Origin of the sequence: Streptomyces sp. NPDC048392 (assembly GCF_043200575.1) — a bacterium.
In the GTDB taxonomy this organism is placed as follows: domain Bacteria; phylum Actinomycetota; class Actinomycetes; order Streptomycetales; family Streptomycetaceae; genus Streptomyces.
Window position 1 is genome coordinate 50,658 of sequence record NZ_JBICYB010000014.1, and the last position, 15,752, is coordinate 66,409.

13 protein-coding genes and 1 pseudogene are annotated in these 15,752 nt (G+C 70.2%); 9 read left to right on the top strand and 5 right to left on the bottom strand.

Annotated features, from left to right (window positions below):
• From ACGFYH_RS20080 to ACGFYH_RS20120, 9 genes are read left to right on the top strand one after another with little or no spacing between them, the layout of a single operon-like run.
• Positions 1–903, top strand: a complete 903-nt coding sequence (locus ACGFYH_RS20080; RefSeq protein ID WP_393804482.1) for a hypothetical protein — start codon at positions 1–3, stop codon at positions 901–903.
• Positions 896–2,494, top strand: coding sequence for a CpaF family protein (locus ACGFYH_RS20085; protein ID WP_393804483.1), 1,599 nt, complete (start codon positions 896–898; stop codon positions 2,492–2,494). Before ACGFYH_RS20080 ends, ACGFYH_RS20085 begins: the two co-directional genes overlap by 8 nt.
• A complete protein-coding gene (locus ACGFYH_RS20090; RefSeq protein WP_393804484.1) occupies positions 2,491–3,414 on the top strand; it encodes a type II secretion system F family protein in 924 nt (307 codons plus the stop codon). Before ACGFYH_RS20085 ends, ACGFYH_RS20090 begins: the two co-directional genes overlap by 4 nt.
• Positions 3,411–4,310 (top strand): type II secretion system F family protein, encoded by a 900-nt coding sequence (locus ACGFYH_RS20095; RefSeq protein WP_393804485.1) that lies wholly within the window; start codon positions 3,411–3,413, stop codon positions 4,308–4,310. The genes ACGFYH_RS20090 and ACGFYH_RS20095 overlap by 4 nt, the downstream gene beginning before the upstream one ends.
• Before the next feature lie 52 nt (positions 4,311–4,362).
• Positions 4,363–4,569: a hypothetical protein gene (locus tag ACGFYH_RS20100; protein WP_216586648.1), complete on the top strand. Its 207-nt coding sequence runs from the start codon at positions 4,363–4,365 to the stop codon at positions 4,567–4,569.
• A 2-nt stretch (positions 4,570–4,571) separates the two neighbouring features.
• The gene (locus ACGFYH_RS20105) at positions 4,572–4,988 is read left to right on the top strand and encodes a TadE family protein (protein ID WP_393804486.1); all 417 of its coding nucleotides are present in this window, start codon (positions 4,572–4,574) and stop codon (positions 4,986–4,988) included.
• Positions 4,985–5,437 (top strand): TadE/TadG family type IV pilus assembly protein, encoded by a 453-nt coding sequence (locus ACGFYH_RS20110; RefSeq protein ID WP_216586646.1) that lies wholly within the window; start codon positions 4,985–4,987, stop codon positions 5,435–5,437. Before ACGFYH_RS20105 ends, ACGFYH_RS20110 begins: the two co-directional genes overlap by 4 nt.
• Before the next feature lie 53 nt (positions 5,438–5,490).
• The gene (locus ACGFYH_RS20115) at positions 5,491–5,877 is read left to right on the top strand and encodes a hypothetical protein (RefSeq protein WP_393804487.1); all 387 of its coding nucleotides are present in this window, start codon (positions 5,491–5,493) and stop codon (positions 5,875–5,877) included.
• Between the two features lie 4 nt (positions 5,878–5,881).
• On the top strand, positions 5,882–9,313 hold the full coding sequence (locus ACGFYH_RS20120; protein WP_393804488.1) for a LysM peptidoglycan-binding domain-containing protein: 3,432 nt from the start codon (positions 5,882–5,884) through the stop codon (positions 9,311–9,313).
• 27 nt (positions 9,314–9,340) lie between these two features.
• Here the strand turns inward: ACGFYH_RS20120 and ACGFYH_RS20125 are convergent, their stop codons facing one another.
• The 5 genes and pseudogenes from ACGFYH_RS20125 to ACGFYH_RS20145 all read right to left on the bottom strand — a co-directional run bounded on the left by ACGFYH_RS20125 (position 9,341) and on the right by ACGFYH_RS20145 (position 15,574).
• Entirely contained in the window at positions 9,341–9,781 is a 441-nt protein-coding gene (locus tag ACGFYH_RS20125; RefSeq protein WP_393804489.1) for a hypothetical protein, read from the bottom strand.
• 1,388 nt (positions 9,782–11,169) lie between these two features.
• Positions 11,170–11,850: pseudogene (locus ACGFYH_RS20130) on the bottom strand (DUF2637 domain-containing protein); the annotation flags it as partial.
• Between the two features lie 241 nt (positions 11,851–12,091).
• Positions 12,092–12,940: a ParA family protein gene (locus tag ACGFYH_RS20135; protein ID WP_359434166.1), complete on the bottom strand. Its 849-nt coding sequence runs from the start codon at positions 12,938–12,940 to the stop codon at positions 12,092–12,094.
• A 15-nt stretch (positions 12,941–12,955) separates the two neighbouring features.
• On the bottom strand, positions 12,956–14,212 hold the full coding sequence (locus tag ACGFYH_RS20140) for a ParB/RepB/Spo0J family partition protein (protein WP_393804490.1): 1,257 nt from the start codon (positions 14,210–14,212) through the stop codon (positions 12,956–12,958).
• 420 nt (positions 14,213–14,632) lie between these two features.
• The gene (locus tag ACGFYH_RS20145; RefSeq protein ID WP_393804491.1) at positions 14,633–15,574 is read right to left on the bottom strand and encodes a DUF1643 domain-containing protein; all 942 of its coding nucleotides are present in this window, start codon (positions 15,572–15,574) and stop codon (positions 14,633–14,635) included.
• Positions 15,575–15,752: the final 178 nt, after the last annotated feature.

A 15,752-nucleotide genomic window follows, 5' to 3' on the forward strand; every position in this document is an offset into this window, starting at 1 on the left:
GTGGCTCTGATCGCTTTGGTGTCCGCGAAGTCGGACGGCGCGACCACCTCGGCGGCGGCCCTGGCCCTGGCCAGCCGCAGGCCGGTACTGCTCGCCGAGCTCGACATGGCCGGCGGAACGTTGCGCCACGGCCTGTTGCGCGACGTGCCGCGCGGTGAGCACCACGAACGCCTGGACGGGAACATCGGTCTGCACCGGTTGCCGCAGGCCGACTGGGAACGCGCCAGCGCCGAGCAGGACTTCACCCCGCAGGTCGCCCAGCACCTGTGGCCGCTGGACGACAGCGACTACCGGGTCGCGCTGCCCGGGCTGATCGATCCGAGGCAGGCCGCCTCCCTGACGTCGACGTGGCCGACGCTGCTGAACGTGCTGCAGCTGACGGACCAGCAACTGGGCTGGGACGTCCTGGTCGACGGCGGGCGCATGGTGCTCGAGGGCGGCCGCCTGCACCCGGTGCTCTCCCCCGCGCCCGTACTGCGCGAGGCCGACCTGGTGCTGCTGGTGGTCCGCATGACCGAGGAGTCCCAGGCGCTCGCCTACCCGATGGTGCGCGCGCTGCAGGACGATCTCGCCTCGCAGGGAGCCGGGGCCCGGGCCCTGGGGCTGCTCGTCCTCGGCGAGGGCTACCGGCCCGCCGACGTCGCCCGGGGCCTGGAGGCGCCGGTGCTCGCCACCCTGCCGTGGGACGAGACAGCTGCCGCCTACCTGCGCACCGGCGGACGGATGCCGCGCGGGGTGACCCGCTCCCGGCTGATGCGCGCCGCGCGGGACACGATGGGTCCGCTGCGTGAGCACGCCGACCGGCGGCGTCTGCACCTGCAGATGCGGCAGGTCCAGGCGGCCACCCCGGCGGTCGAGCGGATCGTCCAGCAGCTCGCACAGCGGGGGGTGCGCCATGGCTGACTGGCGCGGCCAGAACGGCACCAACGGACAGAACGTGGCCACCCGGTTGGGAGGCCTGCTGTCCGAGCACGCCGCGACTCACCCCTCCGCACACCCCGCACCGCCCGCCGCCCCTCCAGGACCCGCGCCGGCGCCGACTCCCGTAGCAGCGGCACCTGCCCCCTTGGTCCCGCCGGGGGCCGGACCTTCCGACATCGCCGCGGCGACGGCCCTGCCCGGGGCGCTTCCCGTGCCCTGGGGGGAGATAACGAAGCTGCGGCAGCTGGTCGCCGACGACGTCGACCAGGTCAAGAGGGACCGGCGCCAGGCCGGTGCGCCGCTCGGCGAGAAAGACCTGGAGGAGGCAGTCCGCGCCCGGGTGCGCTCCCGGGTCGCGGAGTGGGCGCAGGCGTGGTCGCTGAACAACCCGCCGCTGTTGGGCGAGGAACTGGAGCGGGTCCGCACCGAGGTCTTCAACCTGATCTTCCTGGCGGGTGCGCTGCAGCGGGTCCTTGACCGGCCGGGCGTGGAGGACGTCCTGGTCGACGGCGAGTGGATGTACATCGACTCCCACGGCAGGCCGCGCGAACGGGTCCGCTCCCCGTTCGCCAGCAGGTCACAGGCCGTCGAGTGGGTCAACCAGATGGCCGCGACGTCCGGGCACGGCGAGCGCCTGCTGTCGTACGCCACCGGCAAGGTCGAGTTCGACCTGCCGGACGGCTCCCGTGTGGCCGCGACGCTGCTGACCGACGACGTGACGATCGCAATCCGCCGGCACGTGGCCGAAGCTGCCACCCTCGCCGACCTGGAGAAGTGGGGCGCCGTCGACACGATCGTCGCCTCGTTCCTGTCGACGGCGGTGAAGGCCGGCCTGTCCATCATCATCGCGGGCGACATGGCCACGGGTAAGACCACGTTGATGCGGGCCCTGGGCCGCGAAGTGCCCGCTCACGAACGGCTGGCGACGCTGGAGAGCGAGCCGGAGCTGAGGCTGAACCACGACGACCCGGACCGGCACGCACACGTGCTGGCCTTCCGTACCCGGGAGGGCAACGGCGAGCGGGACGCCACCGGTCGGGTCACGCTCGCCGACCTGGTGCCCGTCTCCCTGCGCTACAAGGCCACCCGGGTCATGGTCGGCGAGGTCCGCGGTGATGAGGCCGTCGCCATGCTGGAGGCGATGATCGCGGGCGGTTCGGGGTCGATGTGCACCCTGCACGCCAAGGACCCCGAGGCCGTGATCGACCGGCTGATGGTGCCGCTGGCCCGGGCCGGGCTCAGCGATCAGGCCTCCTACCGGCTCATCGCGGCCGCCGTCGACCTCATCGTGTACGTGGACGCGATCGACGAGACCGACCAGGGCGGCCAGGTGCACCGGTTCGTCTCGCACGTGTGGGAGACAGCCGGCCGCAGCGAAGGCGGCGGGGTGGCGTTGTCGCAGCTCTTCGCGCCCCGCGAGGACGACGTCGAGCCGCGGGCCATGCCCACCCGTACGCCGATGAACGAGCGCCGGTTGCGCAAGCTGGAACGCAAGGGCTTCCACCGGCGCTGGCTGGTCGAATACCCGAACGGGCAATGGCGGCCGCTGCGTCGAGCGGGAGGTGCCGCGTGACCTCGTCCTATCTGTCCGCCCTCGGCATGCTCGCCGGCGCGGTGGTGGCCCTGAGCCTGACCGGGGTCGTCGCCGCACTGCGCGGTTGGCGGCCGGCCATGCGGGGCTTGCGGCCCGGACGTGTGCGGGGCCGGCTGGTGCGCGCGGTCGAGGAACTGCCGCCCGGCTGGCGGGACAACTACCGGCTGCTGCTGGCCGGGGCCGCCGGCGCGGGCGTGCTGATGTGGGCGGTCACCGGGTGGCCGGTGCACGGGCTGCTCGCGTTCGCAACGGTGGCCGGGCTGCCGTTCGTGCTCTACCCGGGCGGTTCGGGCCGCACCGAGGTGGCCCGGCTGGAGGCGATCGCGGAATGGCTGCAGCAGCTCGCCAGTGTGCGGGCCGGCGGCAAGCCGCTGGAGTCCACGATCGTGGAACTGGACACGGTTCCGGCGCTGTTGGAGCGGCCGGTGGGCCGGCTGGCCGACCGGCTGAGCTCCGGGATGCCCGCGCGGTGGGCCTACCGGGGACTTGCCGACGACCTCGCCAGCCGCATCGGCGACGACATCTCCCAGCTGTTCATGGACCACGTCACCAGCCGCGGCCCCGGCCTGGCGCGCGCGCTGTCCGCGCAGGCCTCCTTGGTCGCGCGGCAGGCAGCCGATCTGCGGGACATCGACGCCGAGCGCGCGAAGGCCCGCTCCGAGGCCCGAAGGGTGTCCCTGTTCGCAATCGCCGTGGTCGCGGTGATCCTCGTCAACGGCAGCTACTCCGAACCGTTCGCGACCCCGATCGGCCAACTCGGGCTGCTGGTGCTGGGCGTGCTGTTCGTCGCGTCGCTGCTGTGGCTGCGCAAGATGGCCGTGATGGAAGAGGAGCCGCGCACCCTGCTCACTGCCGAGGAACGCGCGAAGGAGCAGGAAAAGGAGAGTGAGGCGGCATGAGCCTGTCCGTCCCCGGAATGCTGCTGGGCGGCCTGACCACGCTCGGCGGCACGCTCGCGGTGCGCAGCCTGCTGCCCAAGCGGACCCCGCTCGACCAGGTCCTGCGCCGTACCCACGCCCCCGCCCCGCGCACCGCGTCCACCCCGGCGGCGGCGAAGGGTCCCACGCAGTGGGCGGACCGGGTCGGTGCCCGGTTGATGGAGACCGACGCGTTCGTGACCCGGCTGCCCGCCCGGGACCTGAACCTGCTGGAGATGGCGCCCGCCTCGCTGCTGGGCCGCTGCGCCCTCTATGCGCTGGGCGGGTTCCTCATCCCGCAGTGGATCATTTTCCTTCTGCGGTTGGGCGGCCTGACGCTGCCGTTCGTCATCCCGGCGGCCGCCGGTTTGGGCGTCGCGCTGTTCATGGTGTTCAAGTGCCTGGACGACGTACGCGACAAGGCCACCGACGCCCGTCTTGAGTACCGCTACTACATCGCCTCGGTCCTGGAGCGCGTCGCCCTGGCCCGTAACTCCGACGCCGGCGCGGCCGAGGCCCTCGCCCGGGCCGTGGAGTCGGGGGACGGACGCGCCGCAGTCCGGATCCGGGACACCGTCGAGCACGCCCGCCTGGCCGGGGTCAGCCCATGGGATGCGCTCGGCGGGCTCGGTGCCGAGCTCAGCGTGCCCGACATCGCCCGCCTGTCGGCCAGCTTGTCTCTCGCGGGCGAGGAGCAGGCGGCCGTCTACGACCAGTTGGAGTCCCAGGCCGAGGTCGTGCGGCGGGGTCTGCTGTCGGACCGCAAGGAGAAGGCGAACGTGGCCACGGAGAAGATGCATGTGCCGTCGCTGGCGATCGTCTTCCTGATGGCCGTCTTCCTTCTGGCTCCGGCCCTCGTCCGCATCCTGTCATTCTGACCTGCCCACACGGCGTGGTCGAGTGAGCGCCGTGAACTTCTGGAGGAAAGTCATGCACACCGTACGAAGCCGCTTCTCTCTCGTGCTGGGCGCACTGCGCCGGCACGGCGCTGTGATCCGCGCTCAGGCGAAGGACCGTGGCGCCTCGGCGATGGAGTGGGGTCTGATCCTGGTCGCCGGGGGCACGATGGTCGGCGTGGTGTACGCGGCGGCCAACACCACGGTCGGCGAGAAAGTCACTCAGATACTGGGCTTTTGAGCATGCCGGCGACACGCGTACGCCCGTGGCGGCACCTGGCCGGCAGGCAGTGGTGGCGGGAGGACCGCGGGGCCACTGCCCTGGACATGTCGATGGTCGTCCCGCTCGCGTTCCTGATGGTGTTCACCCTGATTCAAGGCGGCATCTGGTTCCACGGCCGCTCGGTGGCGCACCACGCTGCCCAGCAGGCCGTGGACGCGCAGCGGGCCTACGACGCCGCGCCAGGTGCGGGAGAGGCAGCGGCCGACGAGTTCCTGGCCCGGCTGGGCGGCTCGCTGAACGGTGCGGCGGTACGGGTCAGCGACGATGGCGAGACGGTCAGCGTCTCCGTGGAAGGCAACGTGATCAACCTGATCCCGGGGTGGAGCGGGCACGTCCGCCAGAGCGTCCAGGCGCCCGTCGAGAAGTTCCGGCCATGAGGTGGCGACTGTGGCCCGGCCGGCTGGAGCGTGACCGCGGCAGCGCCGCCCTGAGCCTCGCGATCTTCGTGCCGGTGGCGCTGGTGCTGATCGGCTTCACGATCGCCTGCGGGCGGGTGGCTCTGGCCGAGGGTGCCGCCGATGCGGCCGCGCGGGACGCTGCGCGTACCGCCTCGCTGGCGAGCGACCCGTCCTCCGGCGAGGCTGACGCCCGCCAGGCCGCGCAGTCCAGTTTGGCCAACTCCGGTATCCACTGCGCCGGTATCAGCGTCGAGTTGGACACCAGTGGGCTGTCCGCGCCGGTGGGGCAGGCCGCCAGCGTGACAGCCACCGTGTCGTGCACGGCACCGCTGAGCGAGCTTGCGCTGCCCGGCGTCGCCGGGTCCAAGACGCTCACCAGCACCAAGACGTCGGTCGTGGACACGTGGGCGACACGGGGCGGCTCATGACCAGGTGGCGTCGACTCCTTCGTATCCCTTCCGGCTGCCGGGACCGGGGCGGCATGGAACTGTTCTACGCGGGCACCGTGCTGATCGCGTTCCTCATCGTCGGCCTGGTCATCGATGGCGGGCTGGCCCTGGACCGGATGTCGGATGCCGATTACGTCGCGCAGGAGGCCGCGCGGGCCGGCGCCCAGCAGATCGACCCGGGCCAGGCCATCACCGGCGAGGCGATCGTGGTCGACCCCGACGCCGCCCAAGCCGCCGCCCGCGCCTTCCTCAGCAGCGAGGGCGTCGACGGTGACGTCGCCATCGCCGAGGACGGGCAGAGCCTCACGGTGACCGTGCGCGACGCCTACCACCCCTACTTCGCGTCCCTGATCGGCGTCGGTGAGATGTCCGTGACGGGACACGGCACCGCCACGTTGCTTCACCAGCCCGGAGGCTGACCCCATGCCCCACTCCCCCACGCCCGTGCGCCGTCGGGACCGCTCTTGGCCACGGACGGTCGTGCGCGGCCTGTTCGCGTTCGTCGCGCTGGCCGCGCTCGTCGTCGGCGTGCCCGCGCTGCTGCTCGCCGTCGGCACGCTGCCCGCGACGGTGCCGACGCTGGACAAGGCACGCGAGGTGCTGCTGAGCCCGGACGACGACGGCTCGGGGCTGCTGGCCACGATGACCGTGGCGGCGTGGATCGCGTGGCTGTGGCTCGTGGTCCCCGTCCTGATCGAGATCGTCGCCGTCCTGGCACGGCGTACGACCCCGCGGCTTCCGGGCATGGCGACCGGTCAGCGTCTGGCCGGGTTCCTGCTGGGCAGCATCGTGCTGGCCTCGCCCGCAGCCGCGGCCAGTGCCGCCACCCCGGCGGTCGCCGCCACCGCAACCCACATGCCGTCGACCGACCAGGCGCCGAGCAGCCAGCCGACCACCCCGGCCCCGGCTGCGGCCGTGGAGAGGACCGCATCTTCGGGGGTCTCCTGGGAGTTCACCGTGGGAGCGGAGGACACCACCTGGTGGGAACTGGCCGAGCAGCTGCTGGGGGACGGCACTCGCTACACCGAACTGCAGCGCCTCAACCCTGAAGTGCCCACCACGGCAACGGTGATTCCGCCGGGCACGACCCTGCGCGTGCCCGGCCACGCCGAGGCGCACAGTGAGGCGGCCGACACGGGCATCAGCACGCAGCTCGTCTCCAGCACACACGACGCTCCCGACGGGGGCGAGGACGTGGTCACCGTGGAGGCCGGCGACTCCCTCTCCGAGATCGCGGCCGCGGAGCTCCACGACGGCAGCAGGTGGCCGCAGCTGTTCGAGGCCAGCCGGGGCACGGCGCAACCCGACGGACTACCGAAGATCACAGACCCGGATGTGATCTACCCGGGGCAGCACGTCACGGTGCCCCGGGCAGCATCCGAGCGACCCGAGCATCCCCGCCAGGACACAGAGGACGACTCCGGGACCGAGCCCTCCACTCCCCCGGCCCCGGACGACACCGAGCAGGAGCCGGGTGCCGGCACGGGAGCCAGCGAGTCGACGGCTCCCAGTGGTTCCGCTACGTCGGGTCCGGAGACTCCTGCTCCCAGCGAGTCGAGCGGTCCGGCCGAGCAGCCGAGTCAGGGCCAGGGTGCCGCGACGCCCCCCGGACCCTCGACCGGCGACAGCGGGTCGTCCGCACCCGAGTCGCGCGCACCGTCAGCATCGGAAGCGCCCACGACGCCGGCGTCCGAGACCCCGCAGTCGCAGTCGCCCGCGGCGTCGCCCGAGGGTCAAGTGCTGCAGCCGCGGATGGTGCTGGGCGCCGGTGCGCTGCTTGCCGCCGCCGTGACCGGTGCGCTCGCCACGCGCCGCATGCTGCAGCGCCGTCGCCGCAAGCCCGGTGAGACCATCGCGATCGCCTCCGAGACCTCCTCCGCCGAGGCGCAGTTGGCGGCTGCCGCCGAGCTCGGCGGATCAGCGCGTCTGGATGTGGCGCTGCGGACGATGGCCCGTCAGCTGGAGGACGACGCTGGCCTGCCCGTACTGCGGGCCGCCCGGATCGGGGCCCGCACACTGGAGGTTCTGCCCGAGGACCTTGCGCTGGAGCCGCTGGAGCCGTTCACAGCGGGACGTGACAGTTGGTGGGTACTGCCGACAGCCGCCGAGCTCCTGGACGAAGAGGCCGCCCATGAGGTGCCGGCACCGTATCCGGGGCTGGTGACCCTCGGCAGCACCGCGGACGGTGACCTGCTGCTGGTGAACCTTGCCCAGTTGCCCGCCCTGCTGCTCGACGGCGACCCGACGCGCGTCACGGAAGTGTGCACGTCGCTCGCCGTGGAGATCGGGATGAGCCCCTGGGGCGGCGTGGCCGAGGTCGTCGCCGTCGGATTCGGTGAGGACCTGCCCCGCCTGCTGCCGACCTCTCGGATCATGCACATGCGGGAGGCCGTGCACGCCCTGCGGGATCTCTCCGAGCGTCTGCTGGAGGTGCACCAGATGCCGGAGACCAGCCACCATCCCTATCTGCTGCTGTGCGCGGCCTCTCTCGACGAGGACACGGCTTGGCAGTTCGCCGACGTCATCGACAAGGCCCGGATTCCGGTCACGCTGATCGCACCGGCAGCTGCGGCGGCGCACTTTCCCGATGCCGAGATCCTCAACGCCGAACTCGACGATCCGCAGCAACTGGAGTACGCCGGCATCGAGATCACGGTGCAGCGACTTGAGCGCGCGGCGTACCAGCAGATCGCCACGGCGCTCGCCGTCTCCGGGCAGCCCGCCGCGCCGGCTGAGGGGCCGTGGGAGGATGTCCCGGACGAGCCCGAGCCCGAGATGACGCCCCCGCCGGCCAGGGCAGAGTCCGACGACCAGGGCAGCGGCGCCGACACCTACGCCGCCAACATGGCTTCCGTCGCACCGGTGACGGTGCACACCGGCGATGGCGACAGCGAGGTGTTCCCCGCCCTGCTGGCCGCGTCTGCGGACCCGGCCGGGCTCCGTCTCCTTCCCGCGGCGCCTCACGGGCAGGACAATCCCGACGAGGACCAGGCGCCCGCCGAAGACCCCGTAGAGGATGAAGCACCGGAGGAAGAGGAAGGCGACGTCCAACTCCCGCAGCCGGACAGCGGCGGGGGTGCAGAGGAGTCGGAGGCACACGACCTGCATGCCCCGGAGATCCGTGTCCTGGGCCCGGTCGAGGTGGACGGCGTGGCCGCGTCAGGGCACGGCCCGCGGATCGCTCAGCTCGCGTCGTTGCTGTTCTTCCGGCCCGGCCGCTCCGCCGATGCGCTGTGCACCGACATGGACCCGCTCGCCCCGTGGAGTTCGAGCACCCTCAACGCCCGGCTGCGTGGCCTGCGGAGCGCCCTGGGCAATGACCCGGCCGGCGACGCCTACGTGCCGCGTCGCCGCACTGGTGACGACCCGTACCGCCTCTCCCCCGCCGTGCGCTGCGACTGGACGAGGTTCCTTCAGCTCGCCGAGCGCGCGCTGCCCCAGGGACCGGCAGGCCTCCAGGACCTGGAGAAGGCTCTCGGGCTGGTGCGGGGCCGGCCGTTCGGCACCAGGCCGCTGCCCTGGGCGGGACCGTTCCAGCAGGAGATGATCACGAGGATCATCGACGTCGCCCACACGGTGGCCACGCACCGTACGCCGGCGGGCCCGCACCATGACCTCACCGTGGCCCGGCAGGCCATCGCCACCGGCCTCGACGTCGACAGCAGCGCCGAGCTCCTCTATAGGGATTGGATGCGGGTTGAGCATGCGGCCGGGAACCGCTCCGGCCTGCACACCGCCATCACGCAGGTCCAACAGGTCAACAGGTCACTGGACTGCGATCTTGAGACAGAGACGGAACAGCTGATCAACGATCTTCTCCACGGGACCGGATCGGCGCTGCGCAAGGCTCAGTAGCCGGGTTGCGCACCTGCGCAGTGCCCTCTACCGGTTGGCGGCGACGTCCCGGGCGACGTAGGCGAGCAGTTCTCGCACGCCCGCCTCGTTCGACGCGGGCGGTCGGGTCTGCCAGGCCTCCCGTGTCTCCCGCACAGTCTGCGCAACCGCGTGCACGTGCGCGGCGAGATCGTCGTCCAGCGCGCTCGTCTCCCCGTCCTGCGTACGGCCGGTGACGACGACGGGCCCGTGGAACGGGTACAAGGACATGCCGCGCCAGGCGCTCGCCAGGGCCCAGGCGGTGAGGTTGCCGTCGAGGCCGATCGATTGCCCGCTGCCGTGTACGTGCAGAAGTGCGTGCGGGTGGTAGCGGCCTTGATCGACTGCCCCTGACGACCCGACGTGGTCACGGATCGCGGCGCGTGCGCCGGACTCCGGGAGGTCGAGTTCGGTGACGGTGCCGATGGGTGCGATGAGCAGGGCTCGCATAGATCCTCCCGAGTTCGAGGGTGGGGGTGCTCACTGCGCAGGACGCCGAATGCGCAGGTTGTCGGTGGCCCGGGCTGCGCAATGATCAAAAAAGCTGCGCAATGCACGTCTGACCAGGCATTTCTTACGGTTGCGCAGCCTGTGAGGGCGGGCAGGATCGGCCATTGCGCAGGTGCCAAGCAGGGGTCTCACGGTTGTGCTTGCGCATGGTGGTGCGTGAGGGCCTGCCAGCGCCGTTCGAAGTCCTCGACCTGTTCGGCGAGGTAGGCGGTGGTGATGGGCTTGTTGTGCTGCGCAGTGATCCCCTGGGCTGCGCAGTCCTGCGCAATGGCGTCGAGCGACGGAGTGTCGCTGCGCACTCGCTGCTCGGCCCAGAGGTTGTAGATCCTGAACGGCAGGAGGTAGCGGCGCAGGTTGGAAGCACTGACCGGTTTTCCCCCGCGGCCATTCATCCCCTTCTCTTTCGCGAGGAAGGCCGACAGCTGCTCGGCCTCCTGCGTCGAGGACCGTAGTTCGTCGCCGCGCTGCGTCTGGAACTCCGACCACGCCAGGTAGTACCGGTCGACGGTGGTGAGTTCAGCAGCCGCGGCGGCCGTCTCTTCCTCTTCGTCGGGCGGCGGGGTGTCGATGGGGGCGTTCACGCGGGTCCCGCGCTGGTCCTTGGCCGGCTGCGCGCCCACGCCAGCGGCCACCGCCTCGGGCTCCTCTTCGCGCGGCAGAGACTCGTCCGCCTGGTCCTCTGCGGGCTCGTTGACTTCCTCGTCGGCGGGCTGGTCCGCTTCGTCGAACTCGCGCTGCTGGAAGGCGTCAACGAAGCCCTTCAGGTCCTCGCCTGTGATGGGGTGGCCGCCCGGGCCGGTGATGCTGTCCCGCTCGTAGACGTACGTGGCGAGCGCGGCCGCGTCGGGGTACGCCCCGTGCTCCTGCGCGTACATGAGCCAGGAGTTGTAGAAGTAGTCGTGCCAGGAAACGTCATCGTCCGCCTGCTGCTCTTGGGCAGCAGGTTCGGACGTCGGACCGTAGCGCTGCTTGAGGACCTGGAGCAGAGGCTGCAGCTGTTCGTCGGTGAGCAGACCGCCGGCCGCCGTGGTGATGCCGTGCGCCTGGAGCCAGTCCGCGAACTGGGCGGCGGTGGGCTCGGTCTGGAAGTTCGCGAGCCAGGCCTGGTAGGCCTCGGCGAATCCCTCGGCCGCATTCCCGTCTGTCGGCTCTGCCTCGGGTGACAACTCCGGCTCAGCGGGCGGGGTCTGCATCTCGGGTTGGGCTGCTTCAGCGCGCAGTTGGCCCGGCTCTTCTTCTGAGCCGACCGCCGCCTCGAGCGCGGGATCCTCCGACTGGACAGGAGCGGGCTCCCGTTCGACGGTGAACGTGAACTCGATCGGCAACTCGTCGATGCCGGCGGCAGCAAGGCCTGCGGGTGCCGTCTCGGCGAGAGGGACGCCGTACCGGGCCAGGCGCAGCGGCATCAGTGCCTCGACCGGGGCCTTGCGGCGCCAGCCCCGTCCGAACCGGGAGCGGAGGCTGGTCTGGTAGACCAGGCGCTCCTGTTCGAGCCGGATGGCCTGCTCGTAGGAGCGCAGCTCCCACAGCTTCATCCGCCGCCACAGCAGGAAGGTGGGGACCGGGGAGAGGATCCAGCGGGTGAGGCGGACACCTTCCATGTGCTTGTCGGCGGTGATGTCCGCGATCCGGCCGATAGCGTGCCGCGCTGCCTCGACGGAGACCACGAACAGCACCGGGATCACCGCGTGCATGGCGACGCCGAGCGGATCCCCCCAGCTCGCTGCGCCGTTGAAGGCGATCGTGGCTGCCGTCAACAGCCATGCTGTCTGGCGGAGGAGGGGGAAGGGGATGCGGATCCAGGTGAGCAGCAGGTCCAAGGCGAGGAGTACACAGATGCCCGCATCGATCCCGATGGGGAAGACGTAGGCGAAGCTTCCGAAGCCCTTCTTCAACGCCAGTTCCCGGACGGCCGCGTACGATCCGGCGAACCCGATCCCGGCGATGACGACCGCTCCGAAGACCACCACACCGATCAAGATCCGGTGCACCCGGGTCAGCGTGGGTATGCCGCCCTTCCCCGCGCTCACGAACCACTCCCCTGTTCGAGCCTCACTAATGAGCAGCTCTCACACTCCCACGATGTGCGGCATGTTGTAGCGTCCCGCGGGCGTTGCGTTGGCGATCGTCAGCGAATAGTGATCACTCAGCGCCTCCCCCTCGCGCCGCCTTCATCTTTACGCCGTAAAGACGAGACCCCCGGAGACGTGGGCTCCGGGGGTCGGTGGCGATCTTTACGGCGTAAAGCGCTCATCGGTAGAGCTTCATCTGCCGCCCGATCTTCGTGAAGGCCTGCGCGGCCCGGCAGTGCGGGCTGAAGAGCGTCACGGGCCGGCCCGCCGTGTAGGCCTCGGGGACCTTCACGTCGTCTCCAACCGTCTCGAGGACGATGTCGCCGTAGGCCTCGCGGAGCTGGTTCTCCATGTCCTTGTAGACCTTGCCCTGCGAGTTGTGCTCGACGCCCTCGTTGATGACCACCCAGTTGATACCTGTGGGCATGCCGGTGTGGCCGTACGCCATCGCCACCTCGGCGATCTTGTCCTCAAGTTCGGTGAGGCCGCGGGCTTCCTTCTCCTGGGACTTGGTGCACCCGACGACTTCGTCGCTGGCGATGATCGCTCCTATCGTCGCCTGCTTCACGTCTCCGGGGCAGTCGAAGATGATGAAGTCGAAGCGTCCTCGCAGCTCTCCGATGATCCGGTACAGCCAGAGTTCCCGCGCGGTCTGGTCTGCGAGCTTGAACTCCAGTTTGTCGAGCTTCTTCGATTCGAGGACGACCCAGAGATTCGGGATGAATTCCTTGGTCTTAGTGTCCTTGGCGGGTACGACCGCTTCGGCGAGCGAGCAGATCTTGTCCACCACGTCGAACATGGTGGGCAGGTCTTCGTCTCCGTCCGGGTCGTCGTACCCGAGCAGGCGCGAGATGTCGCGCTGCTTGTCGAGGCCGATGACGCAGACCAGCTTCTTCTTCTTGGCTGCGGCGTAGGCAAGGGCGGCGGCAGTGGTTGACTTCCCGGATCCTGCGGATCCGTTAGTACAGGCCAGAACGCGGGTCTTGCGTCCCGTGTCCTCCGGGAGGGTTGGAGTATCTGTGGTCACGAAAGGTCTCCGTCGTTACGCGGTGAGGGCAGATTCGGCTTCGTCGGCCTGCTGGTAGTCGGTGTGCGTGCCCAGCCAGTCCAAGTAGGCGCTGGCGTGTGCAGCGTCGTCGCCGCCGTTGCGAGCCATGTGGATCTCGCAGTGTGCGAGCGAGAGTGCGAGTGCGGCCCTCGCCTGCCGTCCCTTGCCCTCTTCGCCGGGGAGCGCAGGAAGGCTCAGAGCGGACGCACCGACGCCGGCTTCACTCAGCCACTGAGAGGCGAGCGCGACAGCTTCATCCGGGTCGGTTGAGGCCTGCAGGGCGATGATGTGGAGCCGGGAGGCATCCTCACTGAAGTCCAGGACGGCTTCCTGGCACGCTGCTCGCCGCGCCTTCGTGGCCTCGTCCAGGCCGATACCCCCGGATCCCCCCTGCTTGGGGAGCCCCTTGGGGTCCTTCTTCCCGCTGGCGCCCTGCCCCTTGTCCACGTCCTTCTTCTCGCCAGTGCGCTTCTCCTCAGCGGTCTTCTTCTCGCCGCCGTCGTTCGTCTGACCCTTCGGCGCCTTGGGCTCAGCGTCGCGAGCCGCGGCCAGTACCTTCACTTCTTCCCAGGCATTGAGCTGTTGATCGCGGTCCTTGATCTTCCCAAGGTCGCGGGCCAACTCGATCGTCATGCCGTCGACGCGCTGTTCCAGGGCTGCGCGGATCTCAGGCTGCACGTGATGCAGCCGCCTCCGTTGAGAGACCCATCCGGCGGACTTCCCGAGCACCTTCGCGACGGCGTCGTACGTCCCGAACTCAGCCTTGAGCTCCTCGATCGTCGCAAGCTCCTCGAAGGGCTTGAGCTCTTCACGGGCGAGGTTCTCCGTGGCGGCTGCGACCAGGATGTCCTGGCGTGTCGTCGCCTTCCTGTTCACCAGGACCGGCAACTTCTCCATGCCCGCGAGCCGGGCTGCAGCAAGTCGCCTGTTGCCGCCGATGACCACGAAGCGGGCGCCACCGATCGCATCCGCGTTCTCTGGGAAGGCCGCGGTGAATACTTCGGCAGGAACAGCGGCGACCGACTGGAGCAGGCCGAAGGACTCGTAGGTGCTGGCGAGGCCTTCGAGCCCCTCAAGCTCCTCACGCGCGTTGCGGGGGTTGTGGGCCAGCTCTTCGATCGCGACTTCGAAGCCGTTGCCTGCATCCTGCTGCTCAGATGCGCGCCGCTGCCGCTCTTCCTCGGCAAGCCGCGCCGCTTCTCGCGCCTTCCGTCGCGCCGCTACGGACAGCTCGTTTTGCGCCCCGGCCATTCACGCTCCTGGTGGTACTCGATGGGGGTTCTCGGGCTGGAGCTTAACGAGCGCAGCGGCCCATAGCTCGCACTCCCCCGGTCTTTACGCCGTAAAGAGGGCGCGGCCGAGGTGGTGGCGGGCCCGGCATCCGCCACCGCGACCCTGCCCGTCGCGTCAACTCGCCAATCAGCATGGTCCCCTTGAGTGCTAGCCGGCATCGAAGGAGCTTCACCCGCAAGGGGGCGCCGCGTGCTGCGAGGCGAACGCTGTGGAGGAGGTCCCGCTCGCGGCCAGGTCCAGCAGCCTCTTTACGCCGTAAAGATCAGCCGTGAAACACGAAGAGCCCCGCACCCTGGAGGCTGTCCAGGGTGCGGGGCTCTTCGTGGCGCAGGCCGGCCGGAGGGCTGAGGGTTGGCGGGCCGGACGCGTGGTGGGCTCTCACTCGGAGACGTCCTCGCCGTGCATGGCGTCGTACATGGCGCAGGCCCCGCGCCAGATGGTGCTCGCCCGGTCGTACCCCTCTTGCGCGTGGAGTCGCGCCCAGAGGTCAGGGAAGTCGTGCCCCATCACCCCGCTCGGTGCCTCCTCGTCCAGCATGCCGGCGATCTGGAAGGGGTCCGTCGGGACGGACGGATCCTGGTAGGTGAGGTCCGGCCGGTACGGCTGAACGGTCACGGTAGAGCCGTCCACGTGCTGGGTGCTGTGCATCTGGAGGCGCAGGCTGCTGGCGAACGAGAGCGCCTGGTACGGATACGCGAATGGACCCAGCCGGATGTCGGGGAGACCGGGGCGCGTGATGACCACGGCGAGCGCAGGGCTGCTCTCGCCATGCGGTGTCGTGACCGGGCCCAGCTCGCTCGGCGGCGTCCAATGGACGGGCCTCCGGTTCTTGCTCAACCGGAGCGGATGGTGGGGCTGTCCCAGTCGGGTGACCTCGAGGGCGCCGAGTCGGCGCAAGTGGGGCAGCGCGAGCACTGCGGCGATGCGGTCGGGGCGGGCGTGGGTGCCCCATCCGCCGACGAGCGGGCCACCGGAGTCCTCTGCGGCGGCGGCCGCAGCGTACAGGAAGTCGTCGTTCTCGGGACCCACCGGATCGTCGACCGTCCGTAATTCGATCGGCTTGGTCGCGCGCCAGGCGTACAGGCTGACGATGAGCAGGGCGCCGCAGCCCCAGCTCCTGGCATAGCGGATGCAGTGACGGCTGGTGGGATCGTCGCTGGTCCCGTCAGCGGTACTGGGGTTCAGCAGCACGAACACGGCGGTGGGGCCGGTGTTCTCCCATTGCCGCGCCAGGAGATAGCGGTACTGGCCGCAGTCCGAGATGACCGCGGAGCGCCGCACCTCAGGGGCCGCGGTGGGGGTCTGTTCAAGGGATTCCATGGCTGTCCGTTCGTACGGCGGCTGTTCGCGAAGGGGTCGTTGCTTGAGCGGGGCCGTTATGCCGACATCCGTGATGGGAGTCGAGGGTGGCCGGCGCGAAGGGTTGAGGCGGGAGGGCGGAGCGGGCTGGCTCTGGTGGTGCGCCTGTCTGCATCACGGGGCGGGCACCTCGGTGACC